Annotated in this window: 18 protein-coding genes; 11 read left to right on the forward strand and 7 right to left on the reverse strand. The window is 62.8% G+C overall.

Annotated elements, in window-relative coordinates; translation table 11 throughout:
• Positions 1–2: 2 nt before the first annotated feature.
• Genes DYST_RS05280 through DYST_RS05310 form a run of 7 tightly spaced genes read left to right on the forward strand, consistent with a single transcriptional unit; the run spans position 3 to position 8,110 of the window.
• Positions 3–419 (forward strand): MaoC family dehydratase, encoded by a 417-nt coding sequence (locus tag DYST_RS05280; RefSeq protein ID WP_239950554.1) that lies wholly within the window; start codon positions 3–5, stop codon positions 417–419.
• Between the two features lie 30 nt (positions 420–449).
• Positions 450–1,274, forward strand: a complete 825-nt coding sequence (locus DYST_RS05285; RefSeq protein ID WP_239950556.1) for an SDR family NAD(P)-dependent oxidoreductase — start codon at positions 450–452, stop codon at positions 1,272–1,274.
• A 35-nt stretch (positions 1,275–1,309) separates the two neighbouring features.
• Positions 1,310–2,425 carry an MBL fold metallo-hydrolase gene (locus DYST_RS05290; protein WP_239950558.1) on the forward strand — a complete coding sequence of 372 codons (1,116 nt, stop codon included), beginning with the start codon at positions 1,310–1,312 and terminating at the stop codon, positions 2,423–2,425.
• Positions 2,422–4,545 carry a 3-hydroxyacyl-CoA dehydrogenase NAD-binding domain-containing protein gene (locus DYST_RS05295; protein ID WP_239950560.1) on the forward strand — a complete coding sequence of 708 codons (2,124 nt, stop codon included), beginning with the start codon at positions 2,422–2,424 and terminating at the stop codon, positions 4,543–4,545. The genes DYST_RS05290 and DYST_RS05295 overlap by 4 nt, the downstream gene beginning before the upstream one ends.
• Before the next feature lie 8 nt (positions 4,546–4,553).
• Positions 4,554–5,735, forward strand: coding sequence for an acetyl-CoA C-acyltransferase (locus tag DYST_RS05300; protein ID WP_239950562.1), 1,182 nt, complete (start codon positions 4,554–4,556; stop codon positions 5,733–5,735).
• A gap of 17 nt (positions 5,736–5,752) precedes the next feature.
• Positions 5,753–6,961 carry an acyl-CoA dehydrogenase family protein gene (locus tag DYST_RS05305; RefSeq protein ID WP_239950564.1) on the forward strand — a complete coding sequence of 403 codons (1,209 nt, stop codon included), beginning with the start codon at positions 5,753–5,755 and terminating at the stop codon, positions 6,959–6,961.
• A 9-nt stretch (positions 6,962–6,970) separates the two neighbouring features.
• Positions 6,971–8,110: an acyl-CoA dehydrogenase family protein gene (locus DYST_RS05310; RefSeq protein ID WP_239950565.1), complete on the forward strand. Its 1,140-nt coding sequence runs from the start codon at positions 6,971–6,973 to the stop codon at positions 8,108–8,110.
• A 62-nt stretch (positions 8,111–8,172) separates the two neighbouring features.
• Here DYST_RS05310 and DYST_RS05315 read toward each other — a convergent pair whose 3' ends face one another.
• Genes DYST_RS05315 through DYST_RS05325 form a run of 3 tightly spaced genes read right to left on the reverse strand, consistent with a single transcriptional unit; the run spans position 8,173 to position 11,049 of the window.
• Positions 8,173–9,117: an electron transfer flavoprotein subunit alpha/FixB family protein gene (locus DYST_RS05315; protein ID WP_239950567.1), complete on the reverse strand. Its 945-nt coding sequence runs from the start codon at positions 9,115–9,117 to the stop codon at positions 8,173–8,175.
• Positions 9,118–9,128: 11 nt separating this feature from the next.
• Positions 9,129–9,878 (reverse strand): electron transfer flavoprotein subunit beta/FixA family protein, encoded by a 750-nt coding sequence (locus DYST_RS05320; RefSeq protein WP_239950569.1) that lies wholly within the window; start codon positions 9,876–9,878, stop codon positions 9,129–9,131.
• A gap of 16 nt (positions 9,879–9,894) precedes the next feature.
• Positions 9,895–11,049 (reverse strand): CaiB/BaiF CoA transferase family protein, encoded by a 1,155-nt coding sequence (locus DYST_RS05325; RefSeq protein ID WP_239950571.1) that lies wholly within the window; start codon positions 11,047–11,049, stop codon positions 9,895–9,897.
• Between the two features lie 236 nt (positions 11,050–11,285).
• On the opposite strand from DYST_RS05325, the gene DYST_RS05330 reads away from it, so the two are divergent.
• The 3 genes from DYST_RS05330 to DYST_RS05340 are packed head-to-tail and all read left to right on the forward strand — an operon-like array spanning position 11,286 to position 16,235.
• Complete coding sequence (locus DYST_RS05330) at positions 11,286–12,713, forward strand: aldehyde dehydrogenase family protein (protein WP_239950573.1); 1,428 nt, start codon at positions 11,286–11,288, stop codon at positions 12,711–12,713.
• Between the two features lie 41 nt (positions 12,714–12,754).
• Positions 12,755–14,419 (forward strand): GMC family oxidoreductase, encoded by a 1,665-nt coding sequence (locus tag DYST_RS05335; RefSeq protein WP_239950574.1) that lies wholly within the window; start codon positions 12,755–12,757, stop codon positions 14,417–14,419.
• Positions 14,420–14,453: 34 nt separating this feature from the next.
• Positions 14,454–16,235 (forward strand): hypothetical protein, encoded by a 1,782-nt coding sequence (locus DYST_RS05340; RefSeq protein WP_239950575.1) that lies wholly within the window; start codon positions 14,454–14,456, stop codon positions 16,233–16,235.
• Positions 16,236–16,404: 169 nt separating this feature from the next.
• Here DYST_RS05340 and DYST_RS05345 read toward each other — a convergent pair whose 3' ends face one another.
• Entirely contained in the window at positions 16,405–18,444 is a 2,040-nt protein-coding gene (locus DYST_RS05345) for an MGH1-like glycoside hydrolase domain-containing protein (RefSeq protein ID WP_239950576.1), read from the reverse strand.
• A 131-nt stretch (positions 18,445–18,575) separates the two neighbouring features.
• Positions 18,576–21,143 carry a TonB-dependent receptor gene (locus tag DYST_RS05350; protein ID WP_239950577.1) on the reverse strand — a complete coding sequence of 856 codons (2,568 nt, stop codon included), beginning with the start codon at positions 21,141–21,143 and terminating at the stop codon, positions 18,576–18,578.
• A 517-nt stretch (positions 21,144–21,660) separates the two neighbouring features.
• Between DYST_RS05350 and DYST_RS05355 the strand changes: the two genes are divergently transcribed.
• On the forward strand, positions 21,661–22,380 hold the full coding sequence (locus DYST_RS05355; RefSeq protein ID WP_102304443.1) for a FadR/GntR family transcriptional regulator: 720 nt from the start codon (positions 21,661–21,663) through the stop codon (positions 22,378–22,380).
• Between the two features lie 24 nt (positions 22,381–22,404).
• Here the strand turns inward: DYST_RS05355 and DYST_RS05360 are convergent, their stop codons facing one another.
• Positions 22,405–23,724 (reverse strand): aminotransferase class III-fold pyridoxal phosphate-dependent enzyme, encoded by a 1,320-nt coding sequence (locus DYST_RS05360; protein ID WP_239950578.1) that lies wholly within the window; start codon positions 23,722–23,724, stop codon positions 22,405–22,407.
• Positions 23,717–24,739 (reverse strand): phosphotransferase, encoded by a 1,023-nt coding sequence (locus DYST_RS05365; protein ID WP_239950579.1) that lies wholly within the window; start codon positions 24,737–24,739, stop codon positions 23,717–23,719. Before DYST_RS05365 ends, DYST_RS05360 begins: the two co-directional genes overlap by 8 nt.
• Between the last annotated feature and the right edge of the window lie 34 nt (positions 24,740–24,773).

The following is a 24,773-nucleotide window of genomic DNA, read 5'->3' on the forward strand; positions in this document are numbered from 1 at the left end:
CGATGAGCCAGATCACCTACGACGCACTCCAGGTCGGCGACAGCCTGCCACCGCTCCACCTTCCGCCCATGGATCGCACCACGCTAGCGTTGTTTGCCGGCGCTTCCGGCGACCACAACCGCGTGCACATCGACATCGACTACGTGCGCCGCGCCGGTATGCCCGACGTGTTCGCCCACGGCATGCTGTCCATGGCCTATCTCGGCCGCCTGCTCACTCAATGGGTAGACCAGCGTCAGCTTCGCCAGTTCGGTGTCCGTTTCGTCGGCATCACTCAACTAGGCCACCAGGTGACCTGCACCGGCAAGGTGGTCGAAAAATTCGAAACCGACGGCGAAAAGCGCGTACGCCTGGAAATACAGACCGCCAACCAGTACGGCGAACCGCGCATTCTCGGCGACGCCGTGGTCGCGTTCTGATCTATCACTCAGCGTTTGGAGCAGTACACCATGGGTAAGCTCGACGGAAAGGTCGCTCTCGTCACCGGCTCCGGCCGCGGCATCGGCCATGCCATTGCAATGAAGCTCGCCAGCGAGGGCGCGCGCCTGGTCATTAACGACCTCGATGCCGAACCGGCCAACGAGACGGTGGCCGAACTCAAGCGCATGGGCACCGACGCAGTAGCCGTGCCGGGCAACGTCAGCGCTCCGGATTTCGCCGATCGTTTCATCGGCGCGGCGATGAGCCATTTCGGCAGCATCGACATCCTCGTCAACAACGCCGGCTACACATGGGACGACGTGGTGCAGAAGATGACCGACGAGCAATGGTACGCCATCCTCGATTGCCATCTGACGGCCCCCTTCCGCATCCTTCGCGCCGCCTATCCACACGTCAAGGCACTGCACGCCGCCGATGTCGAAGCGGGCCGCGAGGTATACCGCAAAATCGTGAATATCTCCTCCGTCTCCGCGCTCAACGGCAATGCCGGCCAGATCAACTACTCGTCGGCCAAGGCCGGCGTCATCGGCATGACGCGCGCCATGGCACGCGAGTGGGGCCGCTTCAACGTCAACGTAAACTGCGTGGCGTTCGGCCTGATCCACACGCGCATGACATCCGCTGACGCCAAGGCTGGCGCCACCGTGACCATCGAAGGCCGCGAAATCCGCGTTGGCCTGAACCCGGACATGCTCAAGAGCCACGCTGCGCGTAATCCGCTTGGCCGTGGCGGCACGCCAGAGGAAGCGGCCAACGGCGTCTATCTGCTGTGTACGCCCGAATCCAACTACATCACGGCGCAAACGCTGGTGGTGGCGGGCAATCTTCAGTAGGGCTTGCACGACGGCGCACACTGAGCCAATCGCTGATGGAACGGTCCCGTCTCCGCAAGCCGCAACCCGTCGGCGAGCTGCGCTACCCGTTTGACGAGCCACCACGCCCAGGCGAATGCCTGACGGTGGCTCCCGGCGTGCAATGGCTGCGCATGCCACTGCCCGGCGCACTCGACCATATCAATGTCTGGCTGATTGACGAGCACGATGGGCTCGCGATCGTCGACACGGGCGTGCGCTCTTTCGAGAGTGCAGCGCTGTGGGAGCACATGCTCGACCCGCCTGCATTGCGAAAGCCCCGCCGTGTACTGCTCACCCATCGGCATGCCGACCATGCGGGGATGGCCGGCTGGCTCGCGAGCCGGTATGGCTGCGAACTTTGGATGACCAACGACGAGTACCTGGCCGCCCGAATGGCCCTGTGGGAATGCCAGGCACCACCCTCCCCCGCGGTATCGATGTTCTACCGCCGTGCCGGGTGGGAAGCCGACGCACTCGCTCACTACCGCGAACGCCACGGCTACTACGCCGACTACATGTTCAATCTCCCCTCGCAGTACTACCGCCTGCAGGACGGCCAAGTGCTGCGCATCGGCGATCACGACTGGACGGTCATCACGGGCGGCGGTCACTCTGTCGAGCATGCCTGCCTGTACTGTCCTTCGCTCCGGTTGCTCATCGCCGGCGACCAGGTCTTGCCACGCATTTCATCCAACGTGTCGGTGATGCCGCAGGAACCCGACGCCAATCCGCTGGCCCAGCGCATCGACGCCCTGCAGCACCTGCGACGCAGCGTGCCCGCGGACGTACTTGTACTGCCTTCGCACAACGATTGCTTCCACGGCCTGCACGTGCGCATTGACCAGCTTCTCCGCGGACAAGAACGCGCGTTGCAGCGACTTCGCGAGGCACTGGCAAAGCCACGACGCGTCATCGACGTCTTCCGTGCGCTGTTCGCCCGCCATATCGCTTCGCGCAGCAGCGAATACACATTGGCCACCGGCGAAGCTTTGGCCTGCCTTAACTATCTCATCGCGCGCGGCGAGGTGTGCCGCGAACGGCGCTGCGGCGGCACGCATTGGTACAGGCTGACGCACGAAGCAGCCACCGGCGCGCCGGGTCACCCCAGTCACGAACGGAAACCGGCATGAACGACACCACCCCCATCCAACGTGTTCGGCGCGGAGTGCTAGGCGACGTCCTTGTGCTCGCCATTGACCACCCTCCGGTCAATGCACTCAACGCCGATGTTCGCTGGGGACTGCTGGCCGGCATTCAGGCGGCCGAATCGCTGAGCGCCGTCAAAGCCGTGCTGATCGTTGGCACTGGCCGGGCTTTCATTGCTGGCGCGGACATCCGCGAGTTCGGCAAGCCGCCACTGCTTCCGCTGCTACCGGAGGTATGCCAGCGTATCGAGGATTGCAACAAGCCGGTCATCGCCGCCATCCACGGCGCTGCGCTCGGCGGCGGCCTGGAGATCGCGCTTTCGGCGCACTATCGCCTCGCGCTGGACAATGCCAGCCTTGGCCTGCCCGAAGTCACGCTGGGTTTGCTACCCGGCGCCGGCGGCACACAGCGCACTCCGCGCCTCATCGGTACGAAAGCAGCGCTTGACCTGATCCTCGCGGGTCGCCCCATCGATGCGCAGCAAGCCCTCCGGTTAGGCCTCGTCGATCGCGTCACAGCGACCAACGATGCATTGGTCGCTGGGCTAGCCTTCGCCAACGAGTTGATCGGCGCACACGCCCCTGTGCGACGCACATGCGATGCCAGGGCACTCCATGTCGACGGCCCTGCGCATCGTCAAGCCATTGCCGCAGCCCGCCAACAGATGGAGCGCGAACCAAAGGATCTCATATCGCCAAGGTGCGCTATTGATGCGGTCGAAGCAGCGCTTGACGAGCCGTTTGAACGCGGATTGCAGCTCGAACGATCGCTGTTCCTGCAATGCCTGAATAGCTGGCAGCGACGCGGCTTGGTACACGCCTTCTTTGCCGAACGCGAAGCGGCGCGGTTCCCTGGATTAGGCGATGCCAAACCGCTTCCGCTCGAAGCCGTCGGTGTTGTCGGCGGTGGCACCATGGGCGCGGGCATCACTGTTGCACTGCTGGATGGTGGCCTCGCCGTCACCATGATAGAGCGAGACGACATCGCGCTGGCCCAGGGCCACGCCCGCATCGAGAAAGTCTATGAAGGCCTGGTTTCCCGGGGACGCCTTGCGACGACGGACAAATCCGCGCGCATGGCACGCCTTACCGGCAGCACATCGTACGAATCCTTGTCAGATGCGGATCTGGTAATCGAAGCCGTCTTCGAAGACGGTGCGGTAAAGCAGTCCGTCTTTGAAGCACTCAGTCGCGTGTGCAAGCCCGGTGCAGTGCTTGCAACCAACACTTCCTACCTGGATATCGACGCCATCGCCGCCGGCACGTCGCACCCGGCATCCGTGCTTGGGCTGCATTTCTTTTCGCCCGCAAACGTCATGAAGTTGCTCGAGGTCGTTGTTCCCGCCAACGCATCGCCGGAAACGGTAGCCACGGGACTGGCGCTCGCCAAGAAGCTTCGCAAGATCCCGGTGAAAGCCAGGGTGTGTGACGGCTTCATCGGCAATCGCATGCTCGCCGTATATCGCGCCGCCGCCGATTTCATGATGGAAGACGGCGCATCGCCGTATCAGATCGACCGCGCCCTGCGCGACTTCGGTTTCGCCATGGGTCCCTACCAGGTGATCGATTTGGCGGGCGGCGATATCGGCTGGGCCAACCGCAAGCGCAAAGCCGCCACGCGCGATCCGCGTGCGCGCTACGTGCAGATCGGCGATCGACTGTGCGAACGCGGCTGGTTCGGCCAGAAAACCGGGCGCGGTTATTACCGTTATCCCGAAGGCTCGCGCCAGGGCGAACCCGACCCCGAGGTCGAAGCCATCATCGCGGAGGAACGCGCGCGCGCGGGCATCACGCCACGCATCTTCAACGACGAAGAGATCGTGCGCCGCTATCTCGCTGCCATGATCAACGAAGGCGCCAACGTGCTGAAAGATGGCGTAGCGCAGCGTCCACTCGACATTGACGTTGTGCTCGTCCACGGCTACGGGTTTCCGCGGTATCGCGGTGGTCCCATGAAGCATGCGGACGAACAGGGCTTGGCCCGCATCCTTGCCGACCTGCGCCGTTTCGCTGCTGAAGATCCCCTGTTCTGGCGGCCGTCGCCGCTCCTGGTCGGCCTCGCCGAACGCGGCGCGGATTTCGCCAGCCTCAACGCTGCTTTCTGAGTACTGTCATGCGCCAAGCCGTCATCGTCTCCACCGCACGCACCCCCATCACCAAGGCCCACCGCGGCGAACTCAATCTCACGCCGGGCCCCACCATGGCTGCCTTTGCCGTGGATGCCGCCGTGAAGCGCGCCGGCATCGACCCCGCCATGATCGAAGACCTGATTCTCGGCTGCGGTTACCCCGAGGGCGTCACCGGCCGCAACGTGGCGCGGCAAACTGTTGTGCGGGCCGGCTTGCCGGTCAGCGTTCCCGGCACCACCGTCAACCGCTTTTGTGCCTCCGGATTGCAGGCCGTGGCCATGGCCGCCTCGCGCATCGTCATGGATGGTGCGGACGCAGCGATCGCCGGCGGCGTAGAAAGCGTGTCGGGCATCCGCACGCGTGAAGACGGCAGCAGCGGCGTCGATCGGTGGATCGCCACGCACAAGCCGGATCTCTACCTGGCAATGATCGATACGGCCGATGTAGTCGCCGCACGCTATGGCATCGACCGCGAAGCCCAGGACCGCTTCGCCTGCGAAAGCCAGCACCGTACCGAGGCTGCACAAAAAGCGGGGCGTTACGACGAGGAAATCGTGCCGGTGACCACGCTGATGTCCGTCACCGATAAAAGCACGGGCACAACGACGCAGCGCGAAGTCACGCTAACCGCCGACAACTGCAACCGCACCGGCACCACCTACGAAGCACTGGCGAAACTTGAAGCGGTCAAGGGTGCGGACAAATACGTCACGGCGGGCAATGCATCGCAGTTATCCGATGGCGCCTCGGCTTGCGTGCTCATGGAAGCCGCCGCCGCCGAACGCGCAGGCTTGACGCCCCTGGGTGCATTCCGTGGATTTGCCGTGGCCGGTTGCGAACCCGACGAAATGGGCATTGGTCCGGTCTACGCCGTGCCGCGGCTGCTTGCCCGGCATGGCCTGACCGTCGAAGACATCGACCTGTGGGAACTCAACGAAGCCTTCGCCTCGCAAGCCATCTATTGCCAGCAGCGCCTGGGTATTCCCGGCGAGCGCATGAACGTCAACGGCGGCTCCATCGCGCTGGGGCATCCCTTCGGCATGACGGGGGCCCGCCTCGCCGGCCACATCCTGCTCGAAGGACGCAGGCGTGGCGCCAAGTACGCCGTCGTCAGCATGTGTATTGCCGGCGGCATGGGCGCGGCAGGCCTGTTCGAAATCTACTGAGAGCCTGAGAGAACATCATGGATCTGCGCTTTACCGACGAGGAGCAGGCCTTCCGCCAGGAGGTACTGCAGTTTCTGCAGTCCAACCTGTCGCCCCGACTGGCCGAGAAAGTGCGCCATGCGCAGCACCTTACCCGCGAGGATATGGCTGGCTGGCATGCCACGCTGAATGTGCGGGGCTGGCTGGCCAATCACTGGCCCAAAGCCCATGGCGGCCCGGGCTGGAGTGCCGTGCAGAAGTTCATCTTCGAAAACGAATGCGCTTTGGCGGGTGCTCCACGCATCGTTCCGTTCGGCGTCAACATGCTGGGGCCGGTGCTGATCAAGTTCGGCAACGACGCGCAGAAGGCGCACTGGTTGCCACGCATCCTCGATGGCTCCGATTGGTGGTGCCAGGGCTACTCCGAACCGGGTGCCGGCTCGGACCTCGCCGCCGTCAAGACCACGGCCGTGCGCCGCATCGACGATGCCGGCGACCATTACATCGTCAACGGCCAGAAAGCCTGGACCACCCTGGCCCAGTACGCCAACATGATCTTCTGCCTGGTGCGCACCGATCCCACCGCACGCAAGCAGGAGGGCATCAGCTTCCTGTTGATCGACATGAACACGCCCGGCGTGGACGTACGCCCCATCATCACGCTGGATGGCGAGCACGAAATCAATGAAGTGTTTTTCACCGACGTGCGCGTGCCCGTGGAAAACCTGGTGGGCGAGGAAAACAGGGGCTGGACCTACGCCAAGTACCTGCTTACCTACGAGCGCACCAATATTGCCGGGGTCGGCTTCTCCGTTGCGGCGTTCGAACGTCTGAAGGCCGTCGCGGCCCGCCAGCATCGCCACGGTCGCCCGTTGGCGGAGGATCCACAGTTCGCGGCCCGCATGGCGCGCATCGAAATCGACCTCGAGAACATGAAGACCACAAACCTGCGCGTGATCGCCGCGGTTGCCGGCGGTGGAGCACCGGGTGCCGAGAGTTCCATGCTCAAGATCCGCGGTACGCAGATCCGACAGGAGATCACCTCGCTGTTGCGCCGGGCCATGGGCGTCCATGCACAGCCTTTCATCGACGACACGCTGCTTGCAGACCACAGCGGCGATGCCGTGGTGCCACCGGACGCAACCACGGCGGCCAGTGCGTACTTCAACCTGCGCAAGCTGTCGATCTTTGGCGGATCCAACGAGATCCAGAAGAACATCATCGCCAAGTCCATACTTGGACTGTGAGGCTACGCCATGAATTTTCAGCCTACCGAAGACCAGCAACTTCTCGCCGACAGCCTGGGTCGCTATATCGCCACCCGTTACGACTTTGCCACGCGCGACCGCATTGCGCACAGCAAGAGGGGATATGACGTCGATCAGTGGCGTCAGTTCGGCGAGCTTGGCGTCATCGGCGCACTCTTCGACGAATCGAATGGGGGCTACGGTGGTGATCCGTTCGATATCGCCATGGTCTTCGAGGCATTGGGCCGGGCGTTGGTAGTCGAGCCATTCCTCGACAGCCTCATGGTCGGCCGAGCGATCGCTCGGTTCGGCAATACCGACCAGAGGACGCTGCTTGCCGCCATCATCCATGGCGAGACGCATCTGGCTTGGGCACACGACGAACCAGGCAGCCACTACGAAACATCGCGGGTCGCCACACTAGCCACGGCAGCTGGTGACGGTTGGTTCATCACGGGCGCAAAGGCGGTCGTACAGCATGGCAATACGGCATCACACTTGCTGGTATCTGCCCGTACGTCGGGTGATACGGAGAGCGAACAAGGTATCACCCTGTTTCTGCTACCACGCGATACCGCGGGTCTTGAACTGCGCGACTACCCCAAGATCGATGGTGGCCGCACCGCAGAAGTCGTGTTGAACCATGTGCGGGCGGAACATGACGCCGTGGTGGGCAAGGTCGGTCTCGGCAGCGACGTGCTGGAATACGTGCAGGGCTATGGCGTGCTGGCGCTCTGCGCCGAGGCATTGGGCGCCATGGAGGTCGCCAAGGTCCAGACCCTCGACTACTTGCGCACGCGCAAACAGTTCGGGCAGCCGATCGGCAGCTTTCAGGCATTGCAGCATCGCATGGCCGACCTGCTGATCGAGATCGAACAGGCACGCTCTGCTGTCATCAATGCCGCGGCAGCCATGCACGGTCACCGCTACGAACGAGAGCGTGCACTATCGGCCGCCAAGGTCAGCATGGGTCACATCGGCACCCGAGTGGCCGAGGAGTGCATCCAGTTGCACGGAGGTATCGGCATGACATGGGAACTGCCGCTGTCGCACTACGCCAAACGCCTGGTCATGATCGATCACCAACTGGGCGACGAAGATCATCACCTCGCCCGCTACATGGCCTTGGGTCGCGGCGAAACACCCTAAGCACCACTGTCTGCGACCACCCCGTTATGTAAACGGGGCGATCGCAGACTCGAGGAGTGCACTCAGAGTGCAGCCGCCAACTGTGGCACGACGTCGAACAGATCCGCCTCCAGACCGTAATCGGCGATCTCGAAAATCGGCGCCTCCGGGTCTTTGTTGATCGCCACGATCACTTTCGAATCCTTCATGCCGGCCTGATGCTGGATGGCGCCGGAGATACCGCAAGCGATGTAGAGCTGTGGCGCAACGATCTTGCCGGTCTGCCCCACCTGCCAGTCGTTGGGCGCATAGCCGGCATCGACCGCGGCGCGACTGGCGCCCAGCGCGGCGTTCAACTTGTCCGCCAGCGGGGTGAGCACGTCCAGGAACTTTTCGCTGCTGCCCAGCGCACGGCCACCGCTGACCACAATGCGCGCGCTCGCCAGTTCGGGCCGTTCGCTCCGGGCCACTTCGCGTCCCATCAGCGTCGATAGTCCGCTGTCGTCCACGGTGACCATCCGCTCGATGCTGGCCGCACCGCCCTCTGCGTCGACCGCATCGAACGCCGAGGTACGCACGGTGATGATCTTGACCTTGTCTCCGCTGCGCACGGTGGCAATGGCGTTGCCCGCATAGATTGGCCTTTCGAAAGTCTGCGCATCGATCACGCTGATGATGTCGGAAATCTGTGCTACGTCGAGCAAGGCAGCCACGCGGGGAGCCACGTTCTTGCCATTGCTCGTGGCAGGAAACAGCACGTGGGAGTAGCTGTGCGCGAGGGCCAATACCTGTGTGGATAGGTTCTCCGCGAGGTGATCGGCCAACGCAGGCCCATCGGCATGCAACACATGGCTGACGCCAGACAGGCGCGAGGCCTCAAGCGCAACGCCTTCCGCACCATGCCCTGCCACCAGCACGTGCACGTCGCTGCCGCAGGCCAGCGCCGCCGTTACGGCGTGCCGCGTCGCCTTCTTGAGGGAAACGTGATCGTGCTCCGCGATCACCAGTACTTTCGTGGGCGCCGTCATGTTTGTTCTCCTCAGATGACCTTGGCTTCGTTCTTCAACTTCTCCAGCAGCGTCGCCACGTCAGGCACGCGAATGCCCGCGCTGCGACGCGGCGGTTCGGCCAACTTGAGCAACGCGAGTCGCGGTGTCACGTCAATGCCAAGCTCGGCAGGCGTAAGGACATCCAAAGGCTTTTTCTTCGCCTTCATGATGTTGGGCAGCGTGGCGTAGCGCGGCTCGTTGAGGCGCAGGTCGGTGGTGATCACGGCGGGTAGCCGCAAGCGCAGCGTTTCCAGCCCGCCGTCGACTTCGCGCGTTACCGTGGCGTGTCTGTCATTTACCGTCACTTTGCTGACGAAAGTAGCCTGCGGCATGGCGGTGAGCGCCGCCAGCATCTGGCCCACCTGATTGCAGTCATCGTCGATCGCCTGCTTGCCGAGGATGATCATCTGCGGCTGCTCGCGCTCCGCAATGCTGGCCAGCAACTTGGCCACGGCCAGCGGTTCCAGTTCGACATCGGTTTCCACCAGCATGGCGCGGTCGGCCCCCAATGCCAGCGCGCTTCGCAGCGTCTCCTGGCACGCCGCGCTGCCACACGATACGGCAATCACCTCGCTAGCTACGCCCTGCTCCTTCAGGCGCACCGCTTCTTCGACGGCGATCTCGTCGAAGGGATTCATGCTCATCTTCACGCCGGCCAGATCCAGGCCTGAACCATCAGGTTTCACCCGGATCTTGACGTTGAAGTCCACCACGCGTTTGACCGCGACTAATACCTTCATCGTTTCACTCCTGACTTCACAACCGGTAATCCAAGCCTTGTTCGCGCAACTGCGTCACGGCCTGTTCGTCAAAACCCCAATCCATGAGAGCTTCCAGCCCCCTTTCGCCCCGCGCCGGCGCAGGCCCTTTCACGGTTGAAGGCGTTGCGGAAAAGCGCGGTGCGGGCGCGGGCTGCACCACGCCGTCCACTTCGACGAAGCTGCCTCGGGCCTGGTGGTGTGGATGTCCGGGCGCTTCGGAAAAAGCGAGAACGGGCGACACGCAGGCATCGCTGCCATCAAACACTGCGCACCATTCGTCGCGCGTGCGACTGGCGAAGACGTTCTCGAAGTGCTGGCGCAGCACAGGCCAGCCGGCGCGATCATGTTGCTCGGGCAGATCGACACCGCTCAGGCCCAGTTTGTCGAGCAGGCTGGCGTAGAAGCGTGCTTCGACCGCACCGACGGCCATGTAGCCACCATCGCGCGTCCGGTAGCTGTCGTACCAAGGCGTGCCGCCATCGAGCAGGTTGCTGGCCCGCTCCTCCTTCCAGTGCCCTGCGGCAAGCAGCCCCCAGATGACGGCGCCAAGCTGGGCTGCGCCTTCGCTCATGGCGGCGTCCACCACCTGGCCACCACCGCCGCGCTGCACGTTCAGGAGTGCAGCGACGATGCCGAGCGCCAGCAACATGCCGCCACCGCCGTAATCACCCACCAAGTTGAGTGGCGGCACCGGCGCCTCGCCGCGTCGGCCGATGCCCGACAGCACGCCGGACAAGGCGATGTAGTTGAGATCGTGACCAGCACACGATGCCAACGGCCCGCTCTGCCCCCATCCCGTCATGCGGCCGTAAACCAGTTTCGGATGGTGTTTCAGGGCTACATCGGGCCCGAGCCCCAGACGCTCCATCGTGCCTGGTCGATAGCCCTCGATGATTACGTCTGCCCGCGCCATGAGCGACAGTGCAGCATCTGCCGCGTCGGGCCGCTTGAGATCCAGCATGACGGAGCGTCGCCCGCGCGCGGGCACGTCGATGCGCTTACCTGAGCGCCTGGGTCCCAGGTCCTCAGGCGGCACCGGACGATCGATGCGCAAGACATCGGCCCCCATGTCCGCCAACAACATGCCGGCAAACGGGCCGGGCCCGATCCCTTCGAATTCCAGCACCCGAATACCGCTCAGTACACCCATGTTCCCAACGCCTCCCAGACAACCCAAGTCTGAAAAGCCAGTACGCCAGAAGGGTGGTCATGGACGGACCACCCCCGCCGGGGGGCAAAAGAACGCGCTCCGGTACGCGCGGGGATGACACCGCCTACTCATCCCACCTGTTTTGGGTGGTTGCCCCCCATCACCCACCGCTTACCGTGGTTCAGGTGCTCGCCCAACGGTCCGGCACCCTTTCCCCAACGACGATGCGGGTCCCCATGGAAACCCTGGACAGCTTCTATATCGACGGTCAGTGGGTGGCTCCAGCTGCCGGCGCCGCTACCACGAGCATCGTCAATCCTGCCGATGAAAGTGTGATCGGGACACTCTCCCTCGGAAGCGAAGCAGACGTGGATCGCGCCGTCGCAGCCGCCCACGCCGCATGGCCGGCGTGGGCGCAGACCAGCCGCGAGGAACGCATCGCGATACTTGAACGAATGGCCGCGCTCTATCGCGACCGCCTCGGGGAAATCGCCCAGGCTGTGTGCACGGAAATGGGTGCACCGTTATGGCTGTGCCACGAACTGCAGGCCGCCGTGGGGCTGGTGCAGATCCAGGCCGCCATTTCGGCGTTGCGCGAACTTGCTTTTGACACCGTGCAAGGCACCACGCAGATCGTGCGCGAACCCGTGGGCGTAGTGGCCTTGATCACGCCATGGAACTGGCCGCTCAACCAGATGGCCGCCAAGGTGGCGCCGGCACTGGCTGCCGGTTGCACCGTCGTGCTCAAGCCGTCGGAGATCACGCCGCTCGACGCGCGGATTTTTGCGCAGATCGTGCACGAGGCCGGCGTACCTGCCGGCGTGTTCAACATGATCTACGGCGAAGGCAAAGTCGTAGGCAGCGCCCTCGCCCGCCATCCGGATGTGGACATGATCTCCATCACCGGTTCCACCCGCGCAGGCATCGACGTCGCCACGCAGGCAGCGCCAACGGTCAAGCGCGTCACACAGGAACTGGGCGGCAAGTCGCCCAACCTGATCCTGGACGATGCGGACCTGAAAACCGCTGTGTCCGCTGGCGTCATCAGTTGCATGATCAACAGCGGGCAGACCTGCATTGCACCAACGCGCATGCTGGTGCCGCGCTCGCGCTACGAGGAGGCATTGGCCATCGCCGCGGCGACCGCCCATGCCCTCGTGGTGGGTGATCCGAAGGAACCCACCAGCAAGCTTGGCCCTATCGCCAACAGGGGCCAGTACGAGCGTGTGCAGCACATGATCGAGATTGGCATCAAGGAAGGCGCACGCATCGTGGCAGGTGGCCCGGGACGTCCACCGGGGCTCACGCGCGGTTACTACGCGCGTCCCACCATCTTCGCGGACGTCACCACCGACATGACGATTGCACGCGACGAAATCTTCGGTCCCGTGCTGGTCATCATGCCGTACGACACCGAAGAGGATGGCATTGCCATCGCCAACGATACGCCCTACGGGCTGGCCGCCTATGTGTGGTCCGCCGACGTGGCGCGTGCGCGCCGCGTGGCGCGTCGCATCCGTGCCGGTGCTGTGCAGATCAACGGCGCACGCCTCGACCTCACCGCGCCTTTCGGCGGCATGAAGGCTTCCGGCAATGGTCGTGAATTCGGCACAGCGGGCCTGGCCGAATTCCTCGAATACAAATCGCTGGCCGGCGCCGCCTGATCGCAGTTCTGCCGGCCACACGCCATACACAGGGAACACCCATGAGCCACCCTGACCCGTCACCCGCCATCGCAGGCGAATACGACTACATCGTGGTAGGCGCCGGCTCCGCCGGATGCGCGGTTGCCGCACGACTGGCCGAAACGTCCGGCGTTACGGTCGCCCTGCTCGAAACAGGATCCGCCGATCATCACTACTCGATCTGGACACCTATCGGCCTTGCCAAGACGGTGGTGCGCCCCGGCCCCTACAACTACGGCTACTACACCGAACCGCAACCGGGACTCAACGATCGCACGTCGTACCAACCGCGCGGCCGCGTACTGGGCGGCAGCTCGTCCATCAACGGCATGGTCTACATCCGCGGTGACCGCAGCGACTACGACGACTGGGCACGCGCTGGCTGCACCGGCTGGGGGTTCGAGGACGTACTGCCGTATTTCCGCCGCAGCGAGAACAACGACCGTTGCCGCGGGCGCGACGACAATCCGCTGCACGGTGGCAACGGACCACTGTACGTCAGTGAACTTCGCAGCCCCAACCGCTTCTCCAAGGCATTCATAGAAGCGGCGGTGCAGGCGGGCATTCCGCGTAACAACGACTTCAATGGCCCGAAGCAGGAAGGCGCCGGCCTTTACCAGGTCACCCAGTACAACGGCGAACGCTGGAATGCCGCGCGTGCATACTTGCATCGCGGCGACGCCAAGGATCGGACCTTCAACGGCGGGCGAAAGAACCTCGACGTGCTGATCGAAACACAGGCCTTGCGCATCCTGTTCGAAGACAAGCGGGCAGTTGCGGTGACCGTAGTTCGGAATGGCAACGTGCAGGTATTGCGCGCGCGCCGGGAGGTGATCATCAGCGGCGGCGTGTTCAATTCGCCGCAACTTCTGCTTGCCTCCGGCATCGGCCCCGCGACGCAACTGCGCGCCATGGGCGTACCTGTACTGCACGATCTGCCGGGCGTCGGTGAGAATCTGCAGGATCATCTCGACGTCGTCATCAACACGCAACTGCCAACCACCGAACTGTTCGGTGCCTCGCTGCGCGGCGCACTGAAACTGGCTGGCGAAGTTCTGCGCTACCGTCGCCATCGCACTGGCATGGTCACCTCGAATTTCTGCGAGGCGGGCGCATTCGCCAAGACTCGCCCGGAACTGGAACGACCGGACATCAACCTGGTTTTCGTCACCGCACTCATCGGCAACCGCAACATGGGCAGCCGCCGAGAGCTGGGGCACGGCTATTCGGCGCATGCTTGCGTGCTGCGTCCGCATAGCCGCGGCCGCGTCAAGCTGCGCTCTCCCGACATGCGCGACACACCGCTGATCGACACGCGACTGATGTCCGATCCACGTGACCTGGACAGCCTGGTCGAAGGCATCAAACTGCTGCGCCGCGTGCTCACGCAACCCTCCCTCGCCAACTTTGGCGGACACCAGATGCTCAGCGAATACATGGCCGATGACGACGGCATCCGTGCCTTCGCCCGCAGTCATGCCGACTGCCTGTATCACCCCGTGGGCACCTGCAAGATGGGCGTGGACGACATGGCCGTGGTCGATCCGTCGCTTCGCGTGCGCGGCACCGAAGGCCTGCGCATCGTCGACTGCTCGATCATGCCCACCCTCATCGGCGGCAATACCAATGCACCGGCCATGATGATCGGCGAGAAAGCGGCCGACCTTATTCGCAGCGCTGCCTAAGCGCTTCCTTACCCATCTTATGCAGGAGCCATGCATGCTCTTTTCTGGTTCGACCTACGCTGCCCGGAGCACCGTATCGCGCGCACGCCCGTCGTTGCTGTGGGGCGCGATGGCCCTGGCAGGTGCCATCGTCGTCCCGCCTGCTATCGCGGAAACAGGCAACCCCTACCTTGCCCAGTCGTACAACAGCGTCACGCATTGGGATCATGGCGGCGCGCAGAACGCCAAAATCGCGGTGCCGCGCGGCTTCTACGACGCCACGCCAGCGTCGGAGCAACTGGTGCCGAACGAGTCGGTGAGCCTGCCGCTGCTCTCAGACAAGGTCAACGGCAAGGACGTGTATTGGTGGTGGGCGGGCTTCTCGCTCCGCAAGCTCACCGAGGACCATGGCCAGTTGGTGGAACTGGCTCACGCCGACATTCCGGTCAAGCTTCCCAACTACACGCCCGTCACGCCGGAGCAGCGGCGCGAGCAGGCGGCAAAAGTACAATCTTTCCTCGATACAAAGGACGAGAAGGGTCTGTTGGACTACATGAAGTCCCAACCCAACCGCATGCTTTCGGCGGCGTCGGACCAGATCGCCAATGGCGCGGTGTATGCGGTGCTGACGCGCGACGATGCTTTCATTGGCTGCAGCGGACGCACGGTGTTCCGCATCGACTCGGCCGACACGAAGAACCCCGCCTCACCGCTCAAGCTGACCAAGCTCATCACCCTGCCCGCCAACCTGTTCGACAACGAAAAGGCCAAGCACGGCACGCGCCTTCCGGTGGACATGCTGTTTGGCCTGTCCATCACGCACAACGGCTTCCTGGTGGTGAACACGCTGGGCGGCAAGGTCATCACACTGGATCGCCATACGCTCGACGTCATCGACAGCTACACCGTGGCCGGCAACGACGAGTTGTTCCTCAACAGCTTCGCCACTGGCGCCGATGCGCATGGTGGCTCGGTCTACGTTGCCTCCAACACCACTATGTACCGTCTGGTGGTGGATGCTCATGGCAAGATCCACGACGACGAAGCCAGCGGTGCGTGGAAGGCGCCATACGAGCGTGGCGAACGCATGCCGCCGCCCAAGCTTGCCGACGGTACCGGCTCCACCCCCAGCCTGATGGGCTTTGGCCCCAAGGACGACAAACTGGTGGTCATCACCGATGGCGCAAAGAAGATGCACCTCGTGGCGTTCTGGCGCGACCAGATTCCCGCCGGCTGGAAGCAGAAGCCCGGTATGCTGTCGCCGCGCATCGCCGACCAGCGCGAAGTGGATCTGGGCCCCGGCATCGACGTCGTGCAGTCCGAACAACAGGTATCTGTGTTCGGCAACTATGCCTTCGTCGTCAACAATATTGCGCCGGACGACGCCCGCAGCGCGCCGCTCGACTCAGCGCCTTACTACGTCAACCTTCTACTGGGCGCTACCCGCCCTGCTGGCGCCGGCGCCGCCACCATGATCTGGCAGCAAGACAAGCATGCTTGGAAACAGCTCTGGGCACGCCCGGACGTCGCGTCCATCTCGGTGGTGCCCATGATCAGCGGCGGTAGCCACATGGCGATCATCGATGGCTATTTCACCAAGCGCTGGAACGATCGCCAATATATCGGCATGGACCTGGATACCGGGAAGACCGTGATGACCATCCGCGGCGGTACCGACCCCATCTTCAATGGCATGTACTCGCCGATCAAGGTCGATCTACAGGGCCATTTCCTGTACGGCACCGCATTTGGCCTGCTTCGTCTTGATGCAAATGCGATGAGGCGAATCGCTAATCCGGACACTTCACCGGCGGCCACTGTGCAGGGAACCCATTGAGCAACTGAAATATGCGCGTAGCGCCATTCCAACTGTACGAGTGACAGATCGGCAGCGAAACTGTGTCGCCGGAACGGGTGTAGAGCGTCTCGATCTTTCCGATCAGTCTCGCATTCAATGCCACCCCGCGCCCGCGGCACCGTGTAATGGCACTCTGGTGCCCTCAGCCTCAGCGAGCTTCAGTCTGAACAGGCGTGAGCGCGTCGTCGCCCTCATGCAGCAACATCAGGTAGCTAGCCGCCGACCAGCTGAAATTGGGTGACTGGTAGCCGTGACCGGTCAGTGGATCGTAGTTTTCATACGTCGTCCCCTGCCTGGTCAGGCCCTGGGCGTTGAGCACCAGCCGGCGCGCCATCTCATCGGCTTCGCTACGGAAGCCGTAGTGCCTGAGCGCTTCGACGCCGAAGTACGCCTGGTCCATCCAGACCGGTCCGCGCCAATAGCCCTTGATCGGCGAGAAATGTGGATCGTCCTTGGCCAGCGTGGGGAAAGGCATCACGGTGGCGAACTTGTTCGGATCGAGCATGACGCGACTGACCGCCTGCGCCTGTTCCGGTGTCGCGACGCCCGCCCACAACGGCGCCCAGCCCTCCGAGCCGTACACGCGCACCGGCTCATGGCTCGGTAGGCGCACGTCGAAGAAGTAGCCCGCCGTCGGATCGAACATGCGCTGCTGGATCAGCGGCTTCATCTCCGCCGCTTCCTTCAGCCACATGGATTGATCCGACGTTTTGCCGAGCACGCCGGCCAATTCCGCCAGCTCAAGCTTTTCGCGATACAGGTACGCGTTGAGATCCACCGACTCCTGATTGAGCGACCACGCCCCCTCACCGTTACGAATCATGCTGGCGCCGTCGAAGCGCACAGCGTTGTCCATGCCGCTTTCCCATGCCGCGGCGACTCGCGTGCCGTCCGTGGCGCCAAATTCGGCCAAGCCATCGTGATCGTGATCGCGCGCCTGGAACCACCAGCGGTGATAGCGCACGAGTTTGTCGTACATCTCGGCAACGAACGCGCGATCATGCGTGGCGTGGTAGATCGCCAACGTCGCCCACGTCGCCAACGGCGGCTTGGTGTCACGCCAGTTGTTCTCCGCCTTGCCGAGGAACACGCAGTCGGGAACCATCCCGTCCGCCGCCTGGTAGTCGAACATGGTGCGCATCTGGTCGCGCGCCAGGTCCGGCGCAAACAGCGCCAGCGCTGCGGCATGCTTCCACGAGTCCCAGGCCCAGAAGCCGTTGAAATCGGGGTTGGAGTAAGAAGGGATGACGCCGTCGTGGTGCAGGTCGCCACGTGCGGCACGCCAGTTGCCCAGCATGATAATCATGGCTTTGGCGGCAACGTGCTGGGTGACATCGTCCGCCACACCTTGCAGGTGATAGGCCGGGACAGTTTTCAGGTAGCCCGCCCAACGTTCGCGGTTTGCTGACCAAGCCGCCACATCATCCACGGCAGGAGTTTGCGCGCTCGCGTCGTAAAGCAACGTCTGGTCGACGAACACGCTCATCGTCTGCCCTGCCGCGAGTTGCAGGGGTTGTGCCAGGGCGATGCTGTAGCGATCACCGCTGACGTTGCTTCTTCCCAGGGAACCCGCTGGCGTATGCAGCGTAGTAACCAGCCGTGATGGTGATTTAGCGAAGGACTGCACAACGGCGTCACCATCCTTACTAAGGCGGGAACCATTGGCGTGGAAGGTGTTGCCTTCGATCGAAAGCTCGACGGCGCGCGCATCGGTCGCCGTCATCTCGATTCTCGCGACGGTACGTGACGAATCGGCAAAGAACAGCGTCTGACGGATCGTCAATCCCGGCGCTGTGAAATCGCGAATGAGGAAGCCTGGCCCGGCATGCGACTCTCCAGGCGTAAGCGCCACCGCCTTGCCACTCTTCGCATCACGCAGCGTCAGCGCGGCAAAGCGTGCACCAGTCCACTGCCCGCCAGCAAGGCTATGCACGAACGGACCGACAAAGCCGGACGAAGCATCTCCCGACGGCGGCAGGCTGTAGCCATGCCAAGCGCCAGCATCGAAGAAGATATTGAAGCTCCGATCGCCGGGCGTCTTCGGCAAACCGTGCATGTCCAGCATATCGAGATACGGCGCGACGGCACCTGCGGCATCCTCGGCCATGGCGGCGCTTTGGCCGAAACCTGCAAGCGCCAGCGCAAAAGCCAGCGCCGCAAGACGAAGATGCTTGGTACGAAAACCCATCACGTAAAGCTCCTGTTGCGTCGATCTGTTTACACGCGACGCGTGCGCCGCACATGCACAAAGCGCCGGCTGCTCTCGCAACCGGCGCTTTGCAGACTAGCTACGTCCCACGCAGGGCACCAGCCGGTGCATCAGAACTGGTACTTGACCTGCAAGTTGACCTCACGCCCTTCGATCGAGCGGGCCAAAATCACACCACCACCGCTGGCAAAGCCGAACAGGCGTGCATTGCCCTCGGTGATACCGATCTCGTTGGTGAGGTTGGTACCACGCAGGCTCACTACCCAGTTCTTGCCAATGTTGGCCATCGCGCCGGCACTGAAGTCGTAGTAGTGGCCGAGCGGCTGCTGGTTGAGCTGATCGCCGTAACGGGTACCGACATACTCATAGGTCAGCCAGAACTTCAGGCTGCCCCAACTGGTGGGGATCAGATAACCCGGCGTCAGGCGGTACTGCACCTTCGGCTGGCGGTCGATCTGCTTGCCGCTAATCGCGCCACATTGCTGGCTGCCATCCTGCGCCACGTACGGCACGCAGCCCTCGTAATCGGAGTAATGGCCGTCCATGTAGTTGCCGCTGAGCGCAACGGAGAAGTTCTCGAACGGCTTGACCGTCACGGCGGCATTGACACCCTTGGTCACCGAGCCATACACCAGGTTGATCTGGCCCGTGGGCAGGTCGATCGAGTACGGGATGCCATGGAACAGGCGGCGATAGGCCGATACGTCTGCGAAGATCCACGGAGACTGGTACTTGAAGCCCACTTCCATGTTGTGGATCTTCTCGATCGGCGGGTGATCGAGGTTCACCACATCGTCAAAGCCCGGCAGGAACACGCCATCATTGACGCGCGCGTAAGCGCTCATGTGATCGTTGAACGTGTAGTTCGCACCAAGCGTCCAAGACGGCGCGCTACGCGAGCTGGACGGATGCTGCTTGCTGTCGATCAGGTACTCGGCGTTGTTGTTGTAGACGGTGTACGGGTTGTTGTCGAGATCGCCCGACGCGGTGTTCTGGAACCAGCCGCCAATATCGTCATGCTGGATGCGCATGCCGCCATCGAAGCGCCAGTTGCCCACGTTCCACACGTCCGCCAGATAGAACGCCCAGGTAGTAGCGTGCCAGCTCTCGTTGAACGCCATCCACGGCTGCGGCTGAGAATTCCAGAACAGGCCCTGCTTGTCCGTCAGCGCATAGTTGTTCACGCCGTCGGTCATGTTGACCACGATGGGGCTCGGGTTGTTCTGGGCCTGCATCAGCATGTTCAGGCCGTCTTCTTCGGTGTGGTGCTCGGAGTACACCGCCGTGTAGTTGCCGAACGTGAGCGTGTTGCCCTCGAACAGCTCCTTGCTCAAGCGAAACTCGTTGCTGACCGAGTTGATACTTTTGTGGATGTACTCCGGGTTCTGGATGGTGACGTTCTGGTTCATGTTCGCCGGCTTGCCATTGGTGTACGTGGCATTCGCGGTGAGGTTGGACGGCAAGCCAAATGACGAGGCCATGCCGGCAATGGTGTTTGCCAGCGTGTCCGGGTTAGCGCCGGTGCTGTAGAACGCCGTGGTATCCATGTCACCCACGGTGAAGAACAGCTTGTCCGACAGCGACCAGCCGTTGTCCCAATCCAGGTCCAGGTTGGCGCCGAACATGCGCACGTTGCCGCCCTGGCCGTTGGCCATGTCGATGTTCTGGCCGGTCGGCGAGCAGCCTGCGCCATTGCACGGATCAAGCTGGAGGAACATGCGTCGATCGGCATTACTGCCGAACGTACCCGTCAGCGGACTGAAGTTCGGGTACGCCGAGAACTGACCGGCTGAGGGGTTCAAGATGGGCGTGTCGGTCACCCACTGATTCTTGTCCTTCAGCACGCGCGCGAAGAACATGATCGAGCCATGGTCCAGATCGTGGCTCAACGTGGCGGTAAGCTGGCCGCCCTTGTCGGCGGCAAACTGCGGATCGCGCACGCCGTCCGACTTGCGCCAGAAGCCGCCGATGCTGCCGTACCAACCGCTGTCCTTGCCGAGCGGGAACCCGTAGAAGCCATCGATGCGGTACATTCCCTCGGAACCCAAGGTGACACCGATGTCGCCCGAGGGTTTGCTGCTGCCTTCGCGCAAAATGAAGTTAGCGATCATGCCTGGCTGGCCGTTGCCGTACAGCACCGACGTACCGCCCTGCACTGCCTCAAGGCGATCGATGGTGTCATCGAGACGCACCATCGCATCGGTGAAGTAATCCCACTTGGGAAACAACGGTGAACCGTTCAGCTGCATCGTCACGAACGGCGCGCCGCTGTCCGAAGGGAAACCGGCGACTTCGATGTTCGCACCAGTCTGACCGCCAGAGGACTCCGGATACACACCCGGGGATATCTTCAGAAGATCGGCAACGCTGACGGGGTTAAGTTCTTTGATCTGCTGCAAGGTCGCGGTGGTAATCGAATAGCTCGCGTCGATCTTGCGGATACCGCCAGCCGTCGAGTTACCCGTCACCACCACCTGATCGAGACTCTGCACGGTCTTGCCGGCGGAAGCGGCCTGCTGGCGCTGCTCGACGGATGCGTTGTTCTGCGCCTTGGGCGCCGGAGACTGCGGCACCGGCGTTGGCGTCTGTGCGTCCTGCGCGTGAAGCGCGCTGGTCATAAGTACGGCACTGATAGCGGCAGTCAGCACGCGCTTGTCGATCTTCTTCCAACCTTTCATTTCGAAAGTTCCTCCCCGGAACATTAGGAATGCTGCCTTCGTTGCGAATGCGGCCCGGCCTAGCAGCGGCAGTGCACACCCGTATCGGTCACATCGCCGCGCCCACCGCCCACCACTCCACGCCGTCGCCTCGTGCCCTCTCGGCCGAGCTCCAGTCCGGGAGCGTGGATAAATCCTAGCGCACTTTTTTCTAATTGTCCTACTATATAACTATGTGTCAAAGGTCATAGAGTTCTTCCACTTTGCGGTTGCGCCGCACCATGACAATGCGAACGGAAGGTGCACGAGTGCACTTCAGGCGTGTGCGAAGCCATGAGAAAGGACGAGTCGCGGTTATCGCTAGCACGTCGAGCGGACGCCACCTGTTTGTGGATCGGAACGCGTCACTCAGCGTTCGTTCGGGCTGCGTTTATAGTAGGCTTCGAAGAACGTTGCATCGCAGCATGCGCCGCTACCGACGCATAAAATTGGCTGCAGATTTTTTTATCGACAAGCTCCCGGCGGAGAGAAATCCATCATGAAATCTTCGGATGCTCGCAGTTTGCACGGCCAGGTCGTGCGTGAACTGGGCACAAGGATCGTTGCCGGCGACCTCAAGCCCGGCGATGTACTGCCGCGCGAGGACGCCCTTGCGGAAAGCATGCAGGTGAGCCGCAACGCGTTGCGCGAGGCGCTCAAGGTCCTCTCCGCCAAGGGCCTGATCGAAGCGCGTCCGAAAACTGGTACACGCGTACGCCCTACGGATGCGTGGAACCAGCTCGACGCCGATGTGCTTTCATGGCGCTGCGAATCCATGCCCACCGACGACTTCATCGAGAAGCTCATCGAGATGCGCGAGATCATCGAGCCTGCCGCCGCGTCGGCGGCCGCTCGCCGCCGCACAGCCGCGCAATTGGCGAAGATTGACCATGCGTATCGCCAGATGGAGGCGGCACAGGATTCTGGTGAGTGGGCCAAGGCAGACCTGAGCTTCCACAAGGCTGTGCTTCAGGCGACCGGCAACGAAATGATGATTTCGCTGTTCTCCGTCATTGAGAGCGTGCTCGGCATGTTCTTCGTGCTTTCGGCGGAAACCGCCGGCAACTTCAAGTACTCGCTGCCGCACCACCAGAAAGTGCTGGAGGCGATTCGGCGCAACCAGCATGAGGCGGCCCGCAAAGCCATGCAGGCCATGATTGTGGATTCGCGCACCAATCTCGAAAAGCGCCGCAAGAAGAGCCTGCGCAAGGCCTCCTGAATACGAAGCGCCAGTGGCGGGCTGTTACAGCCCGCCTAACGCCTCTTCCAACTTGCCGAGAAATTCCTCTGCGTTGGCCTGGCTGAACACGATCGGCGGCTTGATCTTCAGCACGTTATCGTCCGGACCGTCGGTGGACAGCAGCACGTGGCGAGCCTTCATCGCCTCGACGACAGCCTTAGCGCGCAGACTATCTGGTGTCCTGGCCGTACGATCGGTGACGAACTCGGCACCGATAAACAGGCCGCACCCGCGTACGTCGCCGATCACTTCGAAGCGCGCCTGTAGCTCACGCAGGCCATCCATGATGAACTGACCGACGCGTTGCGCGTTCTCCTGCAATGCCTCTTCTTCGATGACATCGATCACGGCCAGCGCGATCGCACAGGATACGGGGTTGCCACCGAATGTATTGAAGTACTCCATGCCGGTAACGAAGCTCGCGGCAATCTCAGGCGTAGTGACGACCGCCCCCATCGGATGACCGTTGCCCATCGGCTTGCCCATGGTGACGATATCGGGCACGACGCCCTGCCGTTCGAATGCCCAGAAGTGTTCACCCGCACGACCGAAGCCAACCTGCACTTCGTCGGCAAGACACACGCCCCCGGCAGCGCGGATCTCCGCATAGACTTCGGGAAGATAGCCGTCCGGCAATACGATCTGCCCGCCGCAGCCGAGCAGCGACTCACCAAAGAACACAGCGGTATCTTTGCCGCGTCCGCGCAGTTCGTTGATCACGGGCTGGGCCAGTTGCCCATACTTGCGCCCCGCATCCGGCGCAGCGCCGATGGAGCCACGATAGACGTCCGGCATGGGCAGCACGCCGATATGTGGTGACTGCCCCTCGCCGCCCTTGCCATTGAACTTGTATGGACTGAGCTCGACCATCGTCGGTGAGTTGCCATGGTAGGCATGATCGATCACCACCACGCCCTTCGCTTTCGTGTGCGCCCGCGCCAGGCGCAGCGCAAGGTCGTTCGCCTCCGTCCCGGAATTGGTGAAGAAGGCCACCGACAACGGTGAAGGCAACGTGCTGATGAGCCGCAGCGCGTACTCCACGATGTTGTCGTGCAAGTAGCGAGTATTGGTGTTGAGCTGCGCCATCTGCGCCTGCCCTGCCGCCACCACGCGCGGATGGCAATGGCCCACGTGGCAAACGTTGTTGACCATGTCCAGGTAACCCTGGCCATGCTGGTCGTACAGCCATGCGCCTTCGCCGCGGACGATCTTGAGTGGTTCGCGATAGGCCACGCTCAAGGTCGGATTCAGGTACTGCCTGCGCAACCGGAGAATCTCTTCGTTGCTGCGTGTGGGAACAGCGGCGGTCATTCGGTCAGTCATGGCTCGATTCCAGATAGGGTCGCACGATGGCGTCGGGCTCCACGCCCACAAGCTGGCGAAGCAGGCCTCGTACTCCCTGTTGGGAGACGAGGACGAACGGGTTGTCCGGTTGCTCGCGATGCGCACGCGTCGCCATAAGGATGCTGTGGCAAAGCCGCGCCAGGATGAAGGCGTGCAGTTGTTCCAGCTCGCTGCGTCGCAACGGTTGCATGGCCAGGTAGCCACCAACGATCCGGCGTGCGCACGCCACGGGATCGGACTCATGCTGCATGGCGTAGGTACACGCAATAGCCAGGTCGGCCAAGCGGAAACTGGTGCACATATCGCCGAAGTCGATGACCGCACTTACCCGCTTTCCGCCTTCCGCATCGTCGTCAACGATGATGTTGAGATCATTGGCGTCGTTATGGAGCACGGATATCGGCAAGGTGGCGCGCCATGCCGGCAAGGCATCGCAGAAGCGCGCGGCGTGCTCACGCACGATGTCGCGGAATGCGGCATCTTCGATATGGGGAACTTCGTCCAGCAGCCGCGGCAGACTCATGATGTTCCAGTCGTGCAAACGGTCGGCGGCCGGGTGACGGAAATCATGCAGTCCGCGCGTCAGTCGTCCCACGGCCTGCCCCAGGCTTTCGTGCAGCGCTTCGCACTCGCGTGGGCGCAGACTGTTGATGGCTTCGGCATAGGTGGTGCCGGGCACGTAGCTCAGCATGCGTACCAGGCAGGTCTGTCCGTCGACGGTCAGCGCCAGCAGGTGTTCGCCGTTGCCCGCGAACTGTACGCGCGGGCAACCAAGCGCGGGCTCGCGCCTGGCGAGTTCCATCATCGCCAGGTTTTCCAGCTCGATATCCGGCGCCGACCACGAAGGATGCGCAACCTTGAGCACATACCCATCGCCATCGGTGCGAATGCGGAAGTTTTGGTCTGCATAGGAAGGCAGCGCCCTGGCTTCGCCCTCGATGCCCCAATGACGCGCCGCGAGCGTCGACGCCTCGGCGAGTGTCAGCATGTCCATGCGGCATCCACCACCCGGCTCACCTCGAACGACG

Source organism: Dyella terrae (genome assembly GCF_022394535.1).
Lineage (GTDB): Bacteria > Pseudomonadota > Gammaproteobacteria > Xanthomonadales > Rhodanobacteraceae > Dyella.